Annotated in this window: 16 protein-coding genes and 1 riboswitch; of the genes, 5 read left to right on the top strand and 11 right to left on the bottom strand. The window is 58.7% G+C overall.

Annotation, left to right across the window (positions count from 1 at the left end; translation table 11 throughout):
• Window positions 1–61: 61 nt before the first annotated feature.
• On the bottom strand, window positions 62–3,502 hold the full coding sequence (locus tag FJU08_RS00150; protein ID WP_141146952.1) for an ATP-binding protein: 3,441 nt from the start codon (window positions 3,500–3,502) through the stop codon (window positions 62–64).
• Entirely contained in the window at window positions 3,502–4,752 is a 1,251-nt protein-coding gene (locus tag FJU08_RS00145; protein ID WP_141146951.1) for a metallophosphoesterase family protein, read from the bottom strand. The genes FJU08_RS00150 and FJU08_RS00145 overlap by 1 nt, the downstream gene beginning before the upstream one ends.
• 137 nt (window positions 4,753–4,889) lie before the next feature.
• Between FJU08_RS00145 and FJU08_RS00140 the strand changes: the two genes are divergently transcribed.
• Entirely contained in the window at window positions 4,890–5,876 is a 987-nt protein-coding gene (locus FJU08_RS00140) for an aldo/keto reductase (RefSeq protein ID WP_141146950.1), read from the top strand.
• 304 nt (window positions 5,877–6,180) lie between these two features.
• On the opposite strand, the gene FJU08_RS00135 is transcribed toward FJU08_RS00140, so the two are convergent.
• From FJU08_RS00135 to clpP, 5 genes are all read right to left on the bottom strand, one after another.
• Window positions 6,181–7,068 (bottom strand): DMT family transporter, encoded by an 888-nt coding sequence (locus tag FJU08_RS00135; RefSeq protein WP_141146949.1) that lies wholly within the window; start codon window positions 7,066–7,068, stop codon window positions 6,181–6,183.
• A gap of 93 nt (window positions 7,069–7,161) precedes the next feature.
• A riboswitch (FMN riboswitch) is annotated at window positions 7,162–7,309 on the bottom strand.
• A gap of 149 nt (window positions 7,310–7,458) precedes the next feature.
• Window positions 7,459–7,734 (bottom strand): HU family DNA-binding protein, encoded by a 276-nt coding sequence (locus FJU08_RS00130; protein ID WP_141146948.1) that lies wholly within the window; start codon window positions 7,732–7,734, stop codon window positions 7,459–7,461.
• 204 nt (window positions 7,735–7,938) lie between these two features.
• Window positions 7,939–10,356 (bottom strand): endopeptidase La, encoded by a 2,418-nt coding sequence (lon, locus tag FJU08_RS00125; protein ID WP_141146947.1) that lies wholly within the window; start codon window positions 10,354–10,356, stop codon window positions 7,939–7,941.
• A 242-nt stretch (window positions 10,357–10,598) separates the two neighbouring features.
• The gene (gene clpX / locus FJU08_RS00120) at window positions 10,599–11,876 is read right to left on the bottom strand and encodes an ATP-dependent Clp protease ATP-binding subunit ClpX (RefSeq protein WP_141146946.1); all 1,278 of its coding nucleotides are present in this window, start codon (window positions 11,874–11,876) and stop codon (window positions 10,599–10,601) included.
• Between the two features lie 329 nt (window positions 11,877–12,205).
• Window positions 12,206–12,835, bottom strand: a complete 630-nt coding sequence (clpP, locus tag FJU08_RS00115) for an ATP-dependent Clp endopeptidase proteolytic subunit ClpP (protein WP_141146945.1) — start codon at window positions 12,833–12,835, stop codon at window positions 12,206–12,208.
• A gap of 337 nt (window positions 12,836–13,172) precedes the next feature.
• On the opposite strand from clpP, the gene FJU08_RS00110 reads away from it, so the two are divergent.
• The gene (locus FJU08_RS00110) at window positions 13,173–14,357 is read left to right on the top strand and encodes a GGDEF domain-containing protein (RefSeq protein WP_141146944.1); all 1,185 of its coding nucleotides are present in this window, start codon (window positions 13,173–13,175) and stop codon (window positions 14,355–14,357) included.
• A gap of 117 nt (window positions 14,358–14,474) precedes the next feature.
• Here the strand turns inward: FJU08_RS00110 and FJU08_RS00105 are convergent, their stop codons facing one another.
• Window positions 14,475–15,386: a LysR family transcriptional regulator gene (locus FJU08_RS00105; protein WP_141146943.1), complete on the bottom strand. Its 912-nt coding sequence runs from the start codon at window positions 15,384–15,386 to the stop codon at window positions 14,475–14,477.
• 148 nt (window positions 15,387–15,534) lie between these two features.
• Between FJU08_RS00105 and FJU08_RS00100 the strand changes: the two genes are divergently transcribed.
• Both FJU08_RS00100 and FJU08_RS00095 read left to right on the top strand, forming a co-directional pair.
• Window positions 15,535–15,930, top strand: coding sequence for a CidA/LrgA family protein (locus FJU08_RS00100; RefSeq protein ID WP_141146942.1), 396 nt, complete (start codon window positions 15,535–15,537; stop codon window positions 15,928–15,930).
• Window positions 15,917–16,618: an LrgB family protein gene (locus FJU08_RS00095; protein WP_141146941.1), complete on the top strand. Its 702-nt coding sequence runs from the start codon at window positions 15,917–15,919 to the stop codon at window positions 16,616–16,618. The genes FJU08_RS00100 and FJU08_RS00095 overlap by 14 nt, the downstream gene beginning before the upstream one ends.
• Window positions 16,619–16,668: 50 nt before the next feature.
• On the opposite strand, the gene FJU08_RS00090 is transcribed toward FJU08_RS00095, so the two are convergent.
• Window positions 16,669–16,938, bottom strand: a complete 270-nt coding sequence (locus FJU08_RS00090) for a hypothetical protein (RefSeq protein ID WP_141146940.1) — start codon at window positions 16,936–16,938, stop codon at window positions 16,669–16,671.
• 200 nt (window positions 16,939–17,138) lie between these two features.
• Window positions 17,139–18,422, bottom strand: coding sequence for an O-acetylhomoserine aminocarboxypropyltransferase (locus FJU08_RS00085; protein WP_141146939.1), 1,284 nt, complete (start codon window positions 18,420–18,422; stop codon window positions 17,139–17,141).
• Between the two features lie 144 nt (window positions 18,423–18,566).
• On the opposite strand from FJU08_RS00085, the gene FJU08_RS00080 reads away from it, so the two are divergent.
• Window positions 18,567–18,950 carry a hypothetical protein gene (locus FJU08_RS00080; RefSeq protein WP_141146938.1) on the top strand — a complete coding sequence of 128 codons (384 nt, stop codon included), beginning with the start codon at window positions 18,567–18,569 and terminating at the stop codon, window positions 18,948–18,950.
• A 21-nt stretch (window positions 18,951–18,971) separates the two neighbouring features.
• On the opposite strand, the gene FJU08_RS00075 is transcribed toward FJU08_RS00080, so the two are convergent.
• Window positions 18,972–19,400 carry a CoA-binding protein gene (locus FJU08_RS00075; protein ID WP_141146937.1) on the bottom strand — a complete coding sequence of 143 codons (429 nt, stop codon included), beginning with the start codon at window positions 19,398–19,400 and terminating at the stop codon, window positions 18,972–18,974.
• Window positions 19,401–19,419 lie beyond the last annotated feature (19 nt).

The raw sequence follows: 19,419 nt of genomic DNA, 5'->3' as shown, positions 1-19,419 counted from the left end.
GCCTGTCCGTCTATCATGCGGGGCTTTCGTGGCCCCGCCAACCCGCGGCGGTAGACCACCGTTACAACAGGATCGTATCAACGGTTCCGCCCAACGCCGCCTCGGCCATGTCGACCAGGGCACGTTCATGGGTAAAGAGAACCGTCTGCACGCCGCCAAGCCCGGCAAGGGTTCTCAACCCCGCCAGACTGCGCTGATCGTCAAAGGTCTGGAAAATATCGTCGACGATCAGCGGCGACGGCTCGTTGCGCAGGGCATAATCCTCGACAAAGGCCAGCCGCAACGCCAGATAAAGCTGATCGCGCGTACCATCGCTCAGCCCCGCAATCCCGACCTCAGAACCATCGACGCGGATCGCCGTCACGATCGTGTTGTCCTGATCGTCAAAGCTTTGCCCGAGACCGGAAAACGCATCACAGGTCAGCGTCGCAAAATGACGCCCTGCCGCACTTATCACCGGATCGGCGCGGCTTTGGCGATAACGTTCAGAGGCACGCTCCAGCAACTCTGCGGCCATCTTTGTCACCAGCCATTCACGTGCTGCCTCCAGCGCCTCCGTCTCTGCCGACACCCGAATGAATGCCGCCATTTCCGCGCTTTCGCCATCTGTCAGTGCGTCACGGCGCTGGCGCAGCAGTGAGCGCTCCTCGATCAGCCCGTCCCAACGCCGCCTGAGATCGGCGAGATCGGCCTCACCTCCGGCAATCTCGCGCGCCGTGGTATCAGCGTCCTTCTCGGCGATGGCGGCACGGATTGTGACTTCATCCGCATCGCCGGCAATCGCGGTAAAGTGGCGTCGCTCGCCGGAAAGCTTGTCGACAAGGGCGGCCCGGTGTTCCAGCCTGGCGACGAGATCATTTTCGGCAACGCCCTCCTCAAGGGCTGCGATCAGGGTCGAAAATTCCGCCTTCAACACAGCCTCTTGCGCTCGCAGCGTCTCAACCTTGGCCGCCAGGCTGCGTTCCTGCTCATGGCCGGATCTGAGACGTTCCTCGGCTGCGCGGTTCTCAGCAAGCCGTTTGGCAAGCGCAGCTGCGATGGTGAGCGGATGGCCAGCCAGAAGCGCCGGGTCACAGGCTTTTGCAAGCTCATCTGCGCGGCCGTCAAAATGCTGGATCGTTGCAAGGCTTCGGGTCTTGCGCGCTGTCAGGCGTTCGTGATCCTCAATCTGCGCCGGCAGATGTTTCAGCACATCAAGGGCCGCCTCACCGCCTTCTATCACGGTGTCGGCGGGAAGGTGGCAAGCTGCAAGCGCAGCGGCAAAGTCATCGCGCCAAGCGGCTTCCAAGGTGCCCAGCCGCTCGCCTGCCGCCTCGTAGCGGTCAATCTCGCCACGCAGTGCCTTCAGTGCGCTTTCGCGATCACGCTGGCGCTCGAAATCATCTCCCACTTCCTTGATCCGCTCGGCGACAAGCCGCGCAAGGGCGCCAAGCGGCAGGCTGTCACCGCCAGAAAGCAGCATGGTCTCACAAAGCGCTGCCAGCGCCTTGCGCAGCCCCTCCGCCGCGCGCGAAAGCCCGCAAAGCCGGTCGCGATCCGTGCGCAACTGTGCCCGCCATTTCAACAGACGATCAACCGCCTGACGCCAAGCCAGGATTTCGCCCGGCTCGGGTGCCGCGCCAATTCCGGAAAACAGCCCGGCAATGGCCGTGCCGACAGCGTCAAATTCCTCCTTGCAGCGCTGGACGAGCGCGATCGATTTCTCGATCTCGATATCCAATCGGCCAATCTGGCGCAGTTTTTCCTCTCGAATGGCAACGCGCTCAGCCTCATCAAGCAACTGATCGGCCAGCCTGTCGGTTTTAGACAGGTGATCGGCAAAGTCATATCTGAGGTTTTGATCATCAGGCTGCGCGGTGAAATCCCGCCATATCCTGTCGCGCGTTTGGCGCGCCTCGCTCAGCATCGCGCGGCTTGGAACATTATCCGCTCCGGCGATATCGGTGAGCTGCCTTTCGAGCACGGACTTGTCTGCGCGCAGCCTGTTTAAGGCGGATTCGGCTTCACGCAGCGCCTGATCGGCTTCGCGATAGCGACGCTCGGCCTGCACCAGCGCCTCGGTGGCGGGCAGTTCGGCAGGTGACACGGTCATGACCGCGCCAAGCGCCGGGCGCAGCGCAGCGGCCTCGTCAGCCAGATCACGCTCGTCCTTTGCCAGCGTCTGGGCCAGCTGATCAACTTCCAGCGCCTGCCGCAAATCATCGCGCAGGCTGTCAAAGCGCTGCCGCAGCGGCGCCGGATCGATTATCCGCTCGCCGGGCGCATCCGCCTCCAACTGGCTGAGACGCTCGCGCGTCCGCAAAAGGTCCTCACCATTGCGCCTGCTGTTACCGGTAAGCTCCTTGCCTTCGCGCAAGGTCTGCGCCAGCCGTGCCAGTGCCATATCGTCAGCCACGCGACGCGGCAATGTCGATGCATTGGCCTCGCCGATCCGCCGCGCACTTTCGGCAAGCCGCGCCTCTGACTGCAGCAGATGCTGTTCGATCTCGCCAAGATCCTCGACCGCCTGACGATAGACCGCTTCGTCGAGTGCCAGCGCATCAATCTCGCCACCATGGGCAAGCAACGCCTTGTCGACTTGCAGCAATTGCAGCCGTTCGCGACAGGCTTCAACCTCCTGACGGCGTTCCGCCAGCATGCCGGCATTCTCATCAATCTCACCGGCAAGCACCATGATGCGCCGGGCCATGTCGACAGAGACGGGCGCCAGATCATCAAACCCGGCAAGATCGCGCTCAAGCCGGTCAATATCTTCAACAACGGCGCGCAGGCGCTCCATCTGCCGAAGGGCCTGCAACGCCCTGTCAGCCTCTTTCTGCGCATCATCCAGCCGATCGAGGGCCTCGGCATTATCCCGGACCTCACGATTGATCTTCTCCCAGTCCGATGCCTTTAGGCCGATCTCACGTTCGCGTTTTCCCGCCTCGTCATAGGCCTTGCGGATCTGGTTGATCCGGCGGGTCCGCCCGTTGGGCTCGAAAATCTGTCCCGCAGCATCGCTCAGTCCGCGACCGACGCTGCGCAGCCCCTTCAGACCGGAAGCCGCCGAAAACAGCAGGCTGCCAATCTCGCCGCCATCGGCCAGCATGGCATCGCCACCAGCCCTCAGACGCTGCGAATCGAGACCAAAAGCGCGTTCGAAAACATCCCGTGTCAGATTGCCGAGATAGGGCGAAAGCGCATCGTCATTGAGCGGCGTTTCCTTCTCATTCGCCATCAAAAGCGTGTTTTTGCGCCCCTTGCGCCGGCGGAAGCCGAGCGTGTCGCCATTGCGAGCCTCAAGCGCCGCCCCAAGCCGCAAGTCGCGTGCATCATGCAGGAAATCGTAACGCACGTCGCGCTCGGGAAAACCAAACAGAAGATCCGAAAGCGCCGACAGCGTGGACGACTTCCCGGCCTCGTTGGGCCCGTAGACGATATGAAGCGCGGCGTCCGGCCTGAAGGCGATGCTACGCGCCGTAAAGGAGCCATAGCGCAGGAGATCGAGCGAAAGGAACCGCATCAGCTTTCCTCCGCCATATCGAGCCGGGCAAAGAGCAGGCGCTCGGCCTCGGCCAGCAAGCGGGCCAGATCTCCGCCCGGAAACACAGTTTCATCCGACACGGAAGCAGGAAGCCGCGCGCGGATCTCATCTGCCAGCGCCCCGGCTTGTGCTGCAAATTCAGGTGAACCGGCAACAGCCTCGATCAGTGCGCGAAAATCCACCGCCGCCTCGGCATCGGCGATGACCGGACGCGCCACTTCGGGTGTTTCAAGATCGAATTCCAGTTTTTCCAGCCACAGATCACCATGGCTGCGCTGCAGGGCCGCTTCCGCCTCATCATGCCACTGCTGCCGTTCGGCGATCATGCGGCCGGCCTGCTGATATGTGCCGCTCAACACCAGACGCAGAGCGACGGGACGTTCTCCGGCTGTTTCGGCATAGTTCGCCGCACGCGCTTCAATCGCAGCGAAAATGTCGTCCTCGCCCATTTGCGGGGTCACATTGACGGTTGCCCGTTCAAATCGGGCCCGGTCGAGGATCAGCCGCCGATGGCGGACCTCGCCTTCGTCCACCGTCACCAGAACCACGCCTTTTTCGCCAGTCTCGCGTATACTGCGCCCCTGAATATTGCCCGGATAGATCACTGGTGGCATGTCCACCACCTGCTCATAGGCATGGACATGACCGAGCGCCCAGTAATCATAACCGCGCGCCAGAAGGTCATCCACCGTGCAGGGCGCGTAAGGGGCATGCGGCGGACGGCCGGAAAGTGACGTATGCAGCATGCCGATATTGAACCAGCCGGGCATGGCGGGCGGATAGCTGGCAGCGAGATTGTCGTTGACCGAGCGCGTTGCAAACCCCTGCCCGTGGATCGCGACCTTCAGCGTATCGATCCGCATCGTTTCCGGCGCCTTGACGGAAAATTCGCGGACATTTTCGGGCATGGTGATTGTTCGCGTCACGACGCTTTCAGCATCATGATTGCCGCGCAAAATGAAAACCGGAATATCGGCACGATCAAGCCTGGCGATTTCACGATTGAAGAACAGGCCAATGCGATTGTCCTTCCAGGCACCATCATAGATATCGCCAGCGATCAGCAGAAAATCGACCTTTTCGGCAAGCGCTGCGTCGATCAGGCCGGTAAAGGCATCACGCGAGGCCTCGGCAAAGCGCCTGGCCAGCGCTTCGTCCTTCAGGGCCAGTCCCGACAGCGGGCTACCAAGATGCAGATCAGCTGCATGAATGAAACGAAATCGGGCCAAGTTTTGCGTCCCTCGCTTTTCTCCTCGCCTATGGAGGGGTAAAAGATCATCCGAGACAACTTCAAGCCAAAAGCGCAGGTTCCACGCGCTTTTTAGAAGGCGGCCGTCCCGGCCCCGGTCCCACCATGGAGGAGAGGATGCATTATCACAGTTTCGGCCGCATCGGCCGTCCGGTTTCCAATATCGGCTTCGGCGCCTGGCAGATTGGCGGCTCCTGGGGCTCGGTCAGCGAGGAAGATGGCCGAAAGGCGCTGAATGCCGCCCTTGATTCGGGCATCAATTTCGTTGACACCGCCGATGTCTATGGCGACGGCCGTTCGGAAAAGATCATTGCCGATGTGCTGGCGGAACGCGGCGGCGCACGCCCCTTCGTTGCGACCAAGGCCGGGCGCCGGCTCGATCCGCATGTGGCAGAAGGCTATAATTTCGAAAATCTCGAAGCCTTCATCGATCGCAGCCTGAAAAACCTGCGACTTGAATGCCTGGATCTCGTGCAGCTTCACTGCCCGCCGACCGAGGCCTTCTATCAGCCGGAAACCTTCGCTGCGCTCGACCGGATCAAGGCCAAGGGCAAGATCGCCCATTATGGTGTCAGCGTCGAAAAGGTCGAAGAAGCACTGAAGGCGATCGAATTTCCCGGCGTTGAAAGCGTGCAGATCATCTACAATATCTTCCGTCAACGCCCGGCGTCACTGTTTCTGCCGGAGGCGAAGCGGAAGAATATCGCCGTCATCGCCCGCGTGCCGCTTGCAAGCGGGCTGCTGTCCGGCAAGATCACCCGCGACACAGCCTTTGCCGCCGATGATCACCGCAATTTCAACCGCGCCGGTGACGCCTTCGATGTTGGAGAGACCTTTGCCGGCGTTCCCTTCGATATCGCGCTCGAAGCCGTCGAGGAAGTCCGCAAACATGTACCGGCCGGCGAAAGCATGGCGGCCTTTGCACTGCGCTGGATCGTCATGAATGAGGCCGTCACGGTCGCCATCCCTGGCGCGCGCAATGCAGAACAGGCCAAGGCGAACGCGGCCGCCTCCGACCTGCCGGTGATCGGTGCGGAAGTGATGGAAGCCATGGCGGAGATCTATCGCAACCGCATCGCCCCCCATGTGCATCAGCGCTGGTAGGCGTCATTCGGATTGAAACGCAAAAGGCCGGGTGATCGCCCGGCCTCAGGCTGCTGACAAAGTCGTTCAGATTGCCAGTTCGGGGTGGAATGGCCGCCCCTCCGTCGTCATCCCCGTGCTTGTCACGGGGATCCAGATTCTTGAGGATCTGAATAAGCAGAGTCTTTCGACGCGCAGACGCGCGTCTGCTGGATGCCTGTGGACCAAGCACAGGCATGACGTTAGGGAAGGAGCTAGGGTTTGTCAGTAATCTGAGGCCGGGTGATCGCCCGGCCTTTCTGTATCCTGCTCTCGGCCTTCCCACTCAGGCAGCGGCCTCACGCCGCCGCTCGATCATCATGATCGACAGTGACGCGCCGAGGATCAGCACAGCGCCGAACCAGAACAGAAGATTGGGCGCAAAACCGAATACCAGCCAGCCGCCAAGCACATTGAGTGGCAGTTTGAGATCGTCAAAGGGCTGGACATAAGCGGCATCGGCACTGGCATAGGCCAGGGTGAGGAAGTACTGCGCCATGAAGGTGACGACACCGAGCGCGACGACAATCCAGATCATACTGCCGGTCGGCATGGCAAATCCACCGCCAAGCGCAACGGCGAGATTGATCGGCGTCAGCAGCATCAACAGCCAGACCGTGATCGATTCGGGCCGTTCATCCGCCGTCAGGTTCTTGGTAATCAGCGACGCCCCACCCCACAGGAGCGCCGACAGGATCGGCAGCAGCGCCGCCCAGGAGAAGGCGCCTGACCATGGCTCCAGGATCAGCGTCGCACCGACAAAGCCGACAGCCGTTGCCACCCAGCGCGAGGGACCAACCTTTTCACCGAGAAAAATGCGCGCGCCGAGGATGATGAAGAAAGGCGAGGTCATGACCAGCGCTATGGCCTGGCTGATCGGCACGGTGGCGAGGCCGAAGGTCCATGCCTGTACGCCGAGCGCCGACAGCACCACCCGCAGGATATGCCGGCCGGGATGACTGGTGCGCATAACGCCAAGGCCGATACGAAACAGGTAGGGCAGTGAAAACAGGAAGGCGATGCCATACTGCCAGAAGGCGACCGACGAGGAGGGAAAACCCATGCTCATGGTCAGGTCCTGCACCAGAATATTGCCAGCGGCATAGGTGACACCTGCCAGCACCATCCAAAAGGCGCCCACAAGCGCCGGAGAGCGATATAAAACCGAGTTCATGTCCCCGCGATCCTTTTTTCAAACAACGGAACCGGGACAAACGTCAGGAACGCCCAGGCCTCCTTTCAGAAAAGGAGCGGCCAGGCCGTTACCTGCTGTTCTCTCACATCCGGACTTTAACCGTCGGCTCCGGAATGACACCGGATCTGCTGACCCCGGCAGAACTGCCGGGCGCTCGCGGGCTTTGTGTAATTAAACACTTACCGCCGGTGGGGAGTTTCACCCCGCCCCGAGAACATGGCCAGTCTTGCCAGCCACCACTGACACATAGGCGAATTGGGCGCGGGCGGCAAGATGGCTATGGGTGACGCAGCGTTCACGCGCGCGGCAACAAAAAAGCCCGGGGCGCAAAGCCCCGGGCCTGTTCACGGCAATTTCGCCGAAAACGCCTTAGCTGTTGCAAGCGTCCTTCAGACCCTTGCCAGCCGCAAACTTCGGAACATTGCGTGCCGGAATGTCGACTTCAGCGCCAGTCGAGGGGTTACGACCCTTGCGAGCTGCGCTGTGGGAGACAGTGAACGCGCCGAAACCAGCGAGACGGACTTCTCCGCCATTCTTCAATTCGCCCTGAACAGCGTCGAAAACCGCATCAACTGCAGAAGCTGCATCGGTCTTGGAGAGGCCGGTCTTTTCGGCAACAGAGGTTACGAGTTCACTCTTGTTCATGTTTCCACCCTTTCTAAATGGTTCGAAACGACTCAATGTTCTTGGGGTGCAGACTATTCATGCCGCTGCCCGCTGCAAATCAAAAGCCTTGGCTTTAGGCGAAATGCAAGAGTCTTCACCCGATTTCTATGGAAAAGGCCGGCGAATGACCGGCCTTTTCCATCATTTTCCACAACACTGCTGAAAAACAGGCCAATTACGGCATCAGTGCGGCATGGTCTTGGAGGAATCATCCTCCGCATCCTTGGCGGAAATCGCTGCCGCTTCGGCTGCTGCATCCCACTCGATCGGCTCCGGCATCCGGGTCAATGCATGCTGAAGAACCTCGCCAATCCGGCTGACAGGAATGATCTCCATGCCGTTCTTCACATTATCCGGAATGTCTGCCAGATCCTTGGCGTTCTCCTCCGGAATGAGCACCTTCTTGATGCCGCCGCGCAACGCTGCCAGAAGCTTCTCCTTCAGCCCGCCAATCGGCAGGACGCGGCCGCGCAGGGTGATCTCACCCGTCATCGCCACGTCCTTGTTGACCGGAATGCCGGTCATGATCGAGACAATCGCCGTGGTCATGGCGACACCGGCCGACGGTCCGTCCTTCGGGGTTGCCCCTTCCGGCACGTGCACATGGATATCCGTCTTGTCGAAGACCGGCGGCTTGATGCCGAAATCAACCGCGCGCGAACGGACATAGGAAGCCGCTGCCGAAATCGATTCCTTCATCACATCTCGTAAGTTACCAGTTACGGTCATGCGACCCTTACCCGGCATCATCACGCCTTCAATGGTCAGCAATTCGCCACCAACCTCGGTCCAGGCCAGACCGGTTACGACACCGATCTGATCTTCGCCTTCGGCCTCGCCATGGCGGAAGCGCTGAACGCCGAGATAATCCTCAAGGTTGTCCGCCGTCACACCGACGGAGGTGCGATCGCCCTTGACGATTTCAGTCACGGCTTTGCGCGCCAGCTTCATCAGCTCACGCTCGAAGGAACGGACACCGGCCTCGCGGGTATATTGCTGAATGATCCGCATCAGGGCAGCGTCGGAGACAGAGAATTCCTCCGGCTTCAACGCATGTTCCTCGATCGCCTTGGGCAGAAGGTGCCGCTTGGCGATCTCCAGCTTTTCCTCTTCGGTGTAGCCGGCAATACGGATGATTTCCATGCGGTCCATCAGCGGCGCCGGAATGTTCAGCGTGTTGGCCGTGGTGATGAACATCACATTGGACAGATCATATTCGACCTCAAGATAGTGATCCATGAAGGTCGAGTTCTGTTCCGGATCCAGCACCTCAAGCAGGGCCGAAGACGGATCACCGCGGAAATCGGCGCCCATCTTGTCGATCTCGTCGAGCAGGAACAGCGGATTATTCTTGCCGACCTTCTTCATCGACTGAACGATCTTACCAGGCATGGAGCCGATATAGGTGCGGCGATGACCACGGATCTCCGCCTCGTCACGCACACCGCCAAGGGCCATGCGCACATATTCGCGGCCGGTCGCCTTGGCGATCGAGCGGGCAAGCGAGGTCTTGCCGACGCCGGGCGGGCCGACGAGGCAGAGGATAGGTCCCTTGATCTTCTTGGCGCGCGCCTGGACCGCCAGATATTCGACGACCCGTTCCTTGACCTTGTCCAGCCCGAAATGATCCTCGTCGAGGATCTTCTCGGCCATTTTCAGATCGGTCTTGATCTTGGACTTGCGGCTCCACGGCAGGCCGACCAGCCAGTCGAGGTAATTGCGCACAACCGTCGCCTCGGCGGACATCGGGCTCATATTGCGCAGCTTCTTGACCTCGGCATCGGCCTTTTCGCGGGCCTCCTTGGTCAGCTTGGTCTTCTTGATGCGATCTTCCAGTTCGGCCATCTCGTCGCGGCCGTCCTCGCCCTCGCCGAGTTCCTTCTGGATCGCCTTCATCTGCTCATTGAGGTAATATTCGCGCTGGGTCTTCTCCATCTGCCGCTTGACGCGGGTGCGGATGCGCTTTTCAACCTGCAGAACCGAAATTTCGCCTTCCATGAAGCCGAGCGCCTTTTCAAGCCGCTCCTTGACGCTGGTGGTTTCCAGCATTTCCTGCTTTTCAGTCAGCTTGATCGAGAGATGCGAGGCAACCGTATCAGCGAGCTTGGAATAATCCTCGATCTGACCGGCAGCACCGACAACTTCGGGCGAGACCTTCTTGTTGAGCTTGACGTAGTTTTCGAACTCGGAAACCACGGAGCGCGACAACGCCTCGATCTCGACCGCATCCTCTTCCGGCTCGGCCAGAACCTCGGCCTGGGCCTCGTAATAGTCCTTATGCGCGGTGATCTCCTCGACCGCAGCGCGGGCCTTGCCTTCGACCAGAACCTTGACGGTGCCGTCGGGAAGCTTCAGCAGCTGCAGGACATTGGCGATCGTGCCGACGCGAAAGAGGTTTTCCGGCGAGGGATCATCATCACTGGCATTGACCTGCGTGATCAGCATGATCTGCTTGTCGGAAGCCATGACCTCCTCAAGCGCCCGGATGGACTTCTCGCGGCCGACAAAAAGCGGCACGATCATGTGCGGGAAAACCACAATGTCACGCAAGGGCAACACCGGGAAAGCAGCGCGCGTCGCTGCGGGCGTGTTCTGCGTCATATATTTGTTCCTTTTCACTCACCCGGCGGAAAACCGGGGGACCAGCGGGAGGATGCCGATCAATATTTTATATGCCTGTGACGAAACAAGTGGAGCTTAGGAAGGCGCATTTCAATATTACGCTGCGTTTTCCTGCTATCCGAACTCAATCATCATCGATCGAAAGCGTAATGCCCAAAACGAAAAGGGCCGGACGCCCGTGTTGCCACTGCGCCCGGCCCGACAGCTCTTAAGCTCCAGCCTCAGGCCGAAGCATTGGCCTTGTCATCGGGCCGGTTCGCATAGATGTAGAGCGGGCGGGATGTGCCCGCCACGACCTCGTCCGAGATCACCACCTCACGCACACCCTTCAGCGTCGGCAGCTCGAACATGGTGTCGAGCAGGATCTTCTCCATGATCGAGCGCAGACCACGTGCACCGGTCTTGCGTTCAATCGCCCGTGCTGCAATCGCACGCAGCGCATCCTCATGGAATGTCAGTTCGACATCTTCCATCTCGAACAGGCGCTGATACTGCTTGATCAGGGCGTTCTTCGGCTCTGTCAGGATCTGGATCAGGGCATCCTCATCGAGATCCTCAAGCGTCGCGATCACCGGCAGACGGCCGATGAATTCCGGAATAAGACCGAATTTCACCAGATCCTCGGGCTCGAGATCACGCAGCACATCGCCGACACGCCGGTCATCGGGGGCCGATACCGAAGCGCCGAAGCCGATCGAAGTCTTTTCGCCGCGCGCGGAGATGATCTTGTCCAGCCCGGCGAAAGCACCGCCGCACAGAAACAGGATATTGGTCGTATCCACCTGCAGGAATTCCTGCTGCGGATGTTTGCGACCGCCCTGCGGCGGGACAGAGGCCACCGTGCCTTCCATGATCTTCAAAAGCGCCTGCTGCACGCCCTCGCCCGACACATCGCGCGTGATCGACGGATTGTCGGATTTGCGCGAGATCTTGTCGACCTCATCGATATAGACAATGCCGCGCTGGGCGCGTTCAACATTGTAATCAGCAGCCTGAAGCAGCTTCAGAATGATGTTTTCGACATCCTCACCGACATAACCGGCTTCGGTCAGCGTCGTGGCATCCGCCATGGTGAAGGGAACATCGATGATCCGCGCCAGCGTCTGGGCAAGATAGGTCTTGCCACAGCCTGTCGGACCGACCAGCAGAATATTGGATTTCGCCAGTTCGATATCATTGCCCTTGGAGGCATGCGCCAGGCGCTTGTAATGGTTGTGTACGGCCACGGAGAGAATGCGCTTGGCCTGTCCCTGACCGATGACATATTCATCCAGAACGCCCATGATCTCCTGCGGCGTCGGCACACCATCGCGGGACTTCACCATCGAGGTCTTGTTTTCCTCGCGGATGATATCCATACACAGCTCGACACATTCATCGCAGATGAAAACCGTCGGCCCAGCGATCAGTTTGCGGACTTCATGCTGACTCTTGCCGCAGAACGAACAATAGAGCGTATTCTTGGAGTCACCGCCGCCGCTACCGCTGACTTTGCTCATAATCACTTCCTTCCAGCACGTCGCTCCTTAACCGGAACGGAATTCTTCTTAACCGCCTGCCCCGCCTTTTTCCGTTTACCGGAAAGTGCACGACCCTGCGCAACAGACAATTCGTCCAAAGACACAAACGTTACGAATAATCAGCTGCGCCGATCAACCGCTTCCGTCTCTAGGACTCGATATCGAGCCTGAACTGTCAATACTAATAATCAGTTCATGACGCGATTAAACCCAAAACCGTACACAATTATGTGCAGCGGTCATTTTCGTCGTCCGGCAGGTGCACCCGGGTGAATGGCAAAGCATCCACATCCAGGTGCCCGCCAAAATCAGGACGCCGTATTTTCAACTTCGGAGCGCGAAGTCATCACCTTGTCGATGATTCCCCAGTCGCGCGCCTCGTCGGGATCCATGAAATGGTCCCTGTCGAGGGTCTTTTCAACTTCCTCATAGCTCTGGCCACAATGCTTTACATAGACCTCGTTCAGGCGGCGCTTCATTTTCAGAATGTCACGCGCATGACGCTCGATGTCTGACGCCTGGCCCTGGAATCCGCCGGAAGGCTGATGAACCATGATCCGCGCGTTCGGCGTTGCAAAACGCATGCCCTTGTCGCCAGCCGCCAGAAGCAGTGACCCCATGGAGGCAGCCTGACCGATGCAAAGGGTCGATACGGCCGGACGAATGAACTGCATCGTATCGTAAATCGCCATTCCGGCCGTCACGACGCCACCCGGTGAGTTGATGTAAAGGGCGATCTCCTTTTTCGGATTCTCGGCCTCGAGAAACAGGAGCTGCGCGCAGACCAGAGAAGCAATCTGGTCTTCGACCGGACCGGTGAGAAAGATAATTCTCTCTTTCAGCAGGCGCGAATAAATGTCGTAGGAACGTTCGCCACGATTGGTCTGCTCGACAACCATGGGAACCAGGGCCATAGCGGTATCTACGGGATTTTTCATGTCCATCCTTTTTCCGGCGACGCCGGAACCGTCCGATTCACTCAATTCCCCTTTTACATAGAGCGCCGGTGCCTGTCACTTCAAGACATAGCCTGACGGATTGGCACGCGACCCTTCATTTGGCAGGCTCTACCGGCAAAAAATGGTCCAGCGATTCGCTTGCCTTCCCAATACCCCCGAAACCGAGACCCTCTATGGTTGTAATTTCGCAACAATAATATATAAAATTGAATTTAAAATCGGTTTATCAGCAAAGACGGTTGTATTCACCTTTGAGCAACCCTCACTGCCAAGCTATTAGATTTGTGAAACGCTCGCTGCAACCGAGGAGCCAGGCGTGCATCTATTTGACAATTCAACCGCGCTCATCGCCTGGGCGGCTGACTGCTTTTTAATGGCGGCCCTGCTTCTGCCAATTGCGCTCGGCAGGCGGGAACGCCCCTATATCGCCTGGTGGACGACTGGACTTCTGATCAAGGGCATCGGACTTGCCGGCATCGTGATGACAAACGCGATCAATGTCACAGGCACAGGCGCCCTGTCCTTTGGCCTTCTGTCCCTTGCCAATATCCTGATCGCAATGGCGATAGTTTCGCTCTGCGGCTTGCGCGCCCGTATCGCGGCGGCGGCTTCAATGTTCGTCTGGGCGCTGATGATGGCCCTGCTAGCAGGGAGGCTTCCTGCGGCCAATCTGCTCGCTTTCGCTAGCGCGGATGTCATCCTTTGCGCTTTTGTTGCCATTGCCCTCCTCCGGCGGGTGCCCGCTGTCGGCAACCGGCGCCTTCAGCTCGCCCTCGCTGCCATTTTTGCCGTTGAGGGCATCTGTCAGATGATTGCCATACAGAGAATCAGTGCCGCCCCGTTCCAGGCCACCATCTCGAGCATGACGATCACTATATTCATCGTCAGCTCCTTCCTCGTCTTCACGGCCAAGGCCTTCCTTTCCGTCGCCCTGGCGATGAGCAAGTTCCAGACCGAACTGCAACGTCTCGCCAGTACCGATCCCCTGACCGGCACACTGAACCGGCGCGGCATTGATGACGCCACGGACCGGCTTTTCGGCAAGGATGCCCGGCCAGCCAGAATCGCCTATTTCGCCCTTGATCTCGACCACTTCAAGCAGATCAACGATGCGCTCGGGCACCACACCGGCGATCTGGCATTGCAGCATTTTACCGATATTGTCCGAGATTGCCTGCGCAGTGAAGATATTCTCGGGCGAACCGGCGGTGAGGAATTCACGATTCTCGCCCGGGTCAAGCATGACAGTGATGCTTTCGAAATCGCCGAGCGAATCCGCACCGCCGTCAACACCAGCCCGCTGGAACTTGATGAGCGCAAGGTCACAATGAGCGTAAGCATCGGTCTTGCGGTCGGTGACAGCAGCAAAACAGTGCTCGACAAAATGGTCACCAGGGCCGACAAGGCACTCTACACAGCCAAGACCACCGGCCGGAATCGCTCGGTTCAGTTGCCGGATTATACGGCCCCTGCCTTTTCCGTGGTGGAAGCCGCCAGCTAGAGCTTGATCCCGGCGGAACGAAGCAAGGATTGACAGGATCACGCTGCAAAGACCACAGAATTGAGCGCCGATCTGATTCATTCAGATCGAAAAGCGCTCCAATGTCAGGCCGATATTTCAAGGCGCTCTGTCCGCTCGCCGTCCTGCGGCTTTTCCACGCAGTTCGGCCGCAAGATCAAGCCAGGCCTTGGCCGCAAAAGACAGATAGCCTCCACGCCGCCAGATGAAGGCCATGTGCCATTCCATGCCCGGATCCTCAAGCGTAACATGCCGCACACCGGGTCGCACGCGCTGACTGGCGATCAGGCGCGGCAGAAAGCCGATCCCCAGCCCGGCGCCGACCAGTTCGACAATGAAGTTGATCTGACTTGAGCGTGCGGCCACGTTGGGCCGGAAACCGGCCGCACGGCACCCTTCAAGAATGATTGGATTGAGGGCAAATCCGCTGTCAAACAGGATAAAAGCTTCACTAGAAATCTCTGATAAACTGATATTTTTCTGATTGGCCAGAGGATGATCCTCGCGCAGGATCACGTCAAGCGGCTCAGCAATCACATCCTGCCAGTCAAAGGCGCCGGAAAACGGCAGAAGCGAAGCGCCGAGTTCAAGCTCACCGGTTGTCACCAGTTCCTCCAGCCTGCGCGAGCCATGCTCGAACAGGCTGACCTCAATGTCAGGATAGCGCGAACGATAAGCGGCAAAGATCGGCGCGAAGAGTGCGTCGCTGCCAATCGGCGGCAGGCCGAGGGTAAGCTGTCCGCGCCGCACGCCCTTCAGCTCATCGAGTTCGGTTACCAGATCGTCGCGCTGGGCCAGAAGCTGTTGCGCTCGCGCAAAGACAACGCGGCCCGCATCGGTTAGCTGAACGCCTGGTGCCTGCCGGTCGATCAGCGCCAGACCAAGCTCATCTTCCAGCTGACGAACCGCCTTCGAGACGGCTGACTGGGTGACGAAAACATGCTTGGCGGCCTGCGAAAAGCCACCATGGCGGACAACTGCGACGAAGATGCGAAGGGTTCTGAGTTCCATCTACATTCCAATATGGAATATCCTAAATGAAATCAATTCACTTTGAGAATACAATGAAACTTCTTATATCTTGCGGCGACGAAAGGAACACAACATGGTCGCCCTGACTGCCCCCGCTAGCCCCACATTATTTCACGCAGCATCCGTCATGCTGCGCCGCAAACTTCGCGGCAGCCGTGCCGGGCAACTGGTGCTGATCGGTGCGATCTGGTTTGCCGGGCAGTCTCTTGCCAACCTTTTCGGTCTGGCCATTCCCGGCGGCGTGATCGGCATGTTTGCGCTACTGGCGGCATTGCTGAGCGGCTATCTCAGGCCGCAGAGCATCAGTCGCGGCGCACGCTGGTTTCTGGCCGAACTGCTGCTATTCTTTGTGCCGGCCGTTCTGGCTATCCTTGATCATCCGGAATTTCTTGGCCTTCTGGGCCTGAAGATTTTGGCTGTCATCTTTGGCGGTATCGTTGTCGTCATGGGCAGCACGGCGTTGGCCGTCGAATTCGGCCTGAATGTCATGCATCGCATCGAGGCAAGACATGCCCGTTCTTGAAGCCATGATCGTGACCATCTTCTGGTCGGTCGTAACAATCCTGTTCTACCTGCTGTCCAAACGAATCTACCGGCGCTTTCCGACACCGCTCACCTCGCCGCTGCTGCTGGCACCGGTTCTGCTCATACTTTTAGCGCTGGCACTGAAGCAGAATTATGCCGGCTATATCCACGCAACACACTGGCTGGTGCTGCTGCTGGGCCCGGCAACGGTTGCCTTCGCCCTGCCAATCTTTGAGCAGTGGAAGACAATCCGGCGTTACTGGCCGGTCCTGCTGTTCGGTGTCATCGTTGGCAGTTCGATGGCCATTCTTTCTGCCTGGGGCCTTGCAACCCTTCTCGGCCTCAATGGCAGTCTGCGCCTGAGCCTTCTGCCCCGTTCGCTCAGCACCCCCTTCGCCATGAATGTGTCGCAGAATATCGGCGGCGTTCCGGACCTGACCGCCGTTTTCGTGGTCATTACCGGGGTTTCGGGGGCGATTATCGGTGATTTCCTGATCCGTTTTCTGCCGCTGCGATCTGCCATGGCACGGGGTGCGCTTTTCGGCATGGGCGCCCATGGCGCAGGTGTCGCGAAGGCTACGGAAATAGGCCTTGAGGAAAGCTCTGTGGCTGGTCTGGTTATGGTGCTGGTCGGCGTTGTCAATGTCCTGACCGCCCCGCTCCTGCACATCCTCCTCAACAGCTGAGCGACAGTTCCACTTGCGTACCGGACGGCCGTTTCGGCCGGCCGGCAGTTTCAGTACATCTGCAACGCCTTCTGTGCGATCGGACCAGGAATACAGCGCTGCTGCGTTCCGGGCAGATAGAACAGGCCGTCCGCCGACGGATCGGTACCAGGTTCACACAAAACCGGCTGACCGGCCTTGTGCGCTGCAGGGATCACGCCAGGCACAGTCGCCGCACCATTTGCCCGCATCGACCGATCATTGCTGACTTCGCGCTTTTCTGCCGCCACGCAGGGCGTTGCCAAAGCCAGCACAACAAAAAACAGGAATAACAGTACCACGCTGCTCTGATCCTTTTTCGTGTATCTTTATTGTCGCAACCTTTTGGCGAATGCAGGATAAAGAGCACGAAATTAAGGCATGATGGCAAATGTGATCAGCGGGGCGCAACACCTCGCCGAAAATCGCCATTTCACGGCAATCCTGCCCCTCTCGGCAGGATTGCCACTGTCAGACCGGGCAGACATGGCGCCCCGCGGAATTACAACCGGGATAGCGACTGCTCAATATCTGCGATGATGTCTTCGACATCTTCGATGCCGACTGACAGGCGAACCACATCCGGGCCAGCGCCGGCAGCAATCTGCTGCTCGACGGTCAGCTGAGCATGGGTGGTTGACGCAGGATGAATGACCAGTGAGCGCGTATCACCGATATTGGCCAGATGCGAAAACAGCTTGACCCCTTCGACAAAGGTCTTGCCCGCTTCAAAGCCGCCGGCAAGACCAAAGGTGAAGACCGCCCCTGCCCCCTTTGGCGCATAGCGCTGCTGCAGCGCGTGATTGGCATCATCTTCAAGGCCCGGATAGCTGACCCAGGCGACCTTTTCCTGGGTTTTCAGCCATTTGGCAACGGCAAGCGCATTGTCGCAATGCTTCTGCATGCGAAGCGGCAGCGTTTCGATGCCTGTCGCAATCATGAAGGCATTGAAGGGGGAAATGGCCGGGCCGAGATCGCGCAGGCTCAAGACCCGGGCGCCGAGCGCAAAAGCGAGGTTTCCGAAGGCCTCATGCAGCACCAGTCCGTCATATTCCGGGCGCGGCGTGCTGAGCATCGGGTAGCGGCCCGATTTGGACCAGTCGAAGGTACCACCATCAACGAGAACACCGCCCATGGAATTGCCATGGCCGCCAAGAAATTTGGTGAGGGAATGCACAACGATGTCAGCGCCATGCGCAATCGGACGTGTGAGGTAAGGCGTTGCCATGGTGTTGTCGACAATCAACGGCAGCCCATGGTCATGCGCGATCTTGGCTATCGCCTCGATATCGACAAAGGTGCCCGCAGGATTTGCAAGGCTTTCGATATAGATCGCCTGGGTGCGCTCATCGATCTCGGCAGCAAAGCTTTCCGGCGCAAAGGGATCGGCCCAGCGCACCTGCCAGCCGAAATTCTCGAAGGAATGGCCGAACTGGTTGATAGAACCGCCATAAAGCCTCCGGGCGGCAACGAAATTATCGCCCGGCCGCATCAGCATATGAAAAGTGAGGAACTGCGCCGCATGACCGGAAGCAACAGCAAGGGCGGCCGTACCGCCCTCAAGCGTGGCAAGGCGCTCCTCAAGCACTGCTGTGGTCGGGTTCATGATACGGGTATAGATATTGCCGAAAGCTTTCAGACCGAACAATGCCGCAGCATGATCGGAATCATTGAAAACATAGGATGTCGTCTGGTAGATCGGCGTTGCCCGGGCATTGGTTGTCGGGTCTGGTGCTGCGCCCGCATGGATCGAAAGCGTCGCAAATCCCGGCTCTTTCTCGCTCATCATATCTCCTTCCCTTGCGTTATGTCGTCCCCCGCCCCCGGATATAAAACGTCTTCCTCGCGACCAGGAACGGCCTCTTTTGATCAAGATCAATGCTGCATTCTGTGCAAACGTCAAGACTGCCCTACATTAAGGGAGCTTGCGATGGGCACTATACCAGACCATGAAGATCGCGCATGCGATCGTTTTGCCGAATGGCGCAGCACAGAGCATTTTGAAGGCGAAGAGGCCGGACTTCTGGCCTTTCTTCAGCGGCTTGTGGCAAAAGACATTGCCAATGCCGAGCCACGTGACGCCAATGAAATGACGGAAATGATGAAGGCCCTCAATATTGATCCGGTCGAAGCCGAGTTTCAGTATCGAAGGCTCTATTATGGCATGCAGGCCAATTGCGCCGCTTGCCACGCCAAGGCGCGCTGCCGAAACGATCTTTCCTGCGAAACGGCGGAACGCAATTTCACCGACTATTGCGAAAATCAGGAAATCCTCAATGAAATGCGGGCCAATCCGCATATGCTGAGAGGCTGACAATCCTTTGAGACACGATGTCTAGTGTCCCAGCAAGCGCGGTATTTCAATGGCCGGGCACCGATCCATGATCACGGTCAGCCCCAGGGTCCGCGCTTTTGCCGCCGCCACCTCATTGACAATCCCAAGCTGCATCCAGATCACCTTCGGCAAAGGGTTCAGGGCCAGTGCCTCGTCAACGACACCGCCGACGAAATCCGATGCGCGAAAGACATCAATCATGTCCAGCGGGCGGCCAATATCGGCAAGGCTGGCATAGACCATTTGGCCATGGATGGTCTTGCCGGCAAGGCCGGGATTGACTGGTATGACATCATATCCATGCGACAAAAGAAAGCCCATCACACCATAGCTCGGCCGCTCGGGTTTTGGCGAAGCGCCGACCAGCGCTATGGTTTCGGCACTCTCAAGAACGTGACGGATAATCTGATCTTCGCCAATTTCGTTCATGGAAAACAACCCTTCTGCA

Origin of the sequence: Martelella alba, assembly GCF_006516955.1 — a bacterium.
GTDB classification, from domain to species: domain Bacteria; phylum Pseudomonadota; class Alphaproteobacteria; order Rhizobiales; family Rhizobiaceae; genus Martelella; species Martelella alba.
Note: the sequence above shows the minus strand (reverse complement) of the source record. Positions and strands in the feature narration are given on the sequence as shown.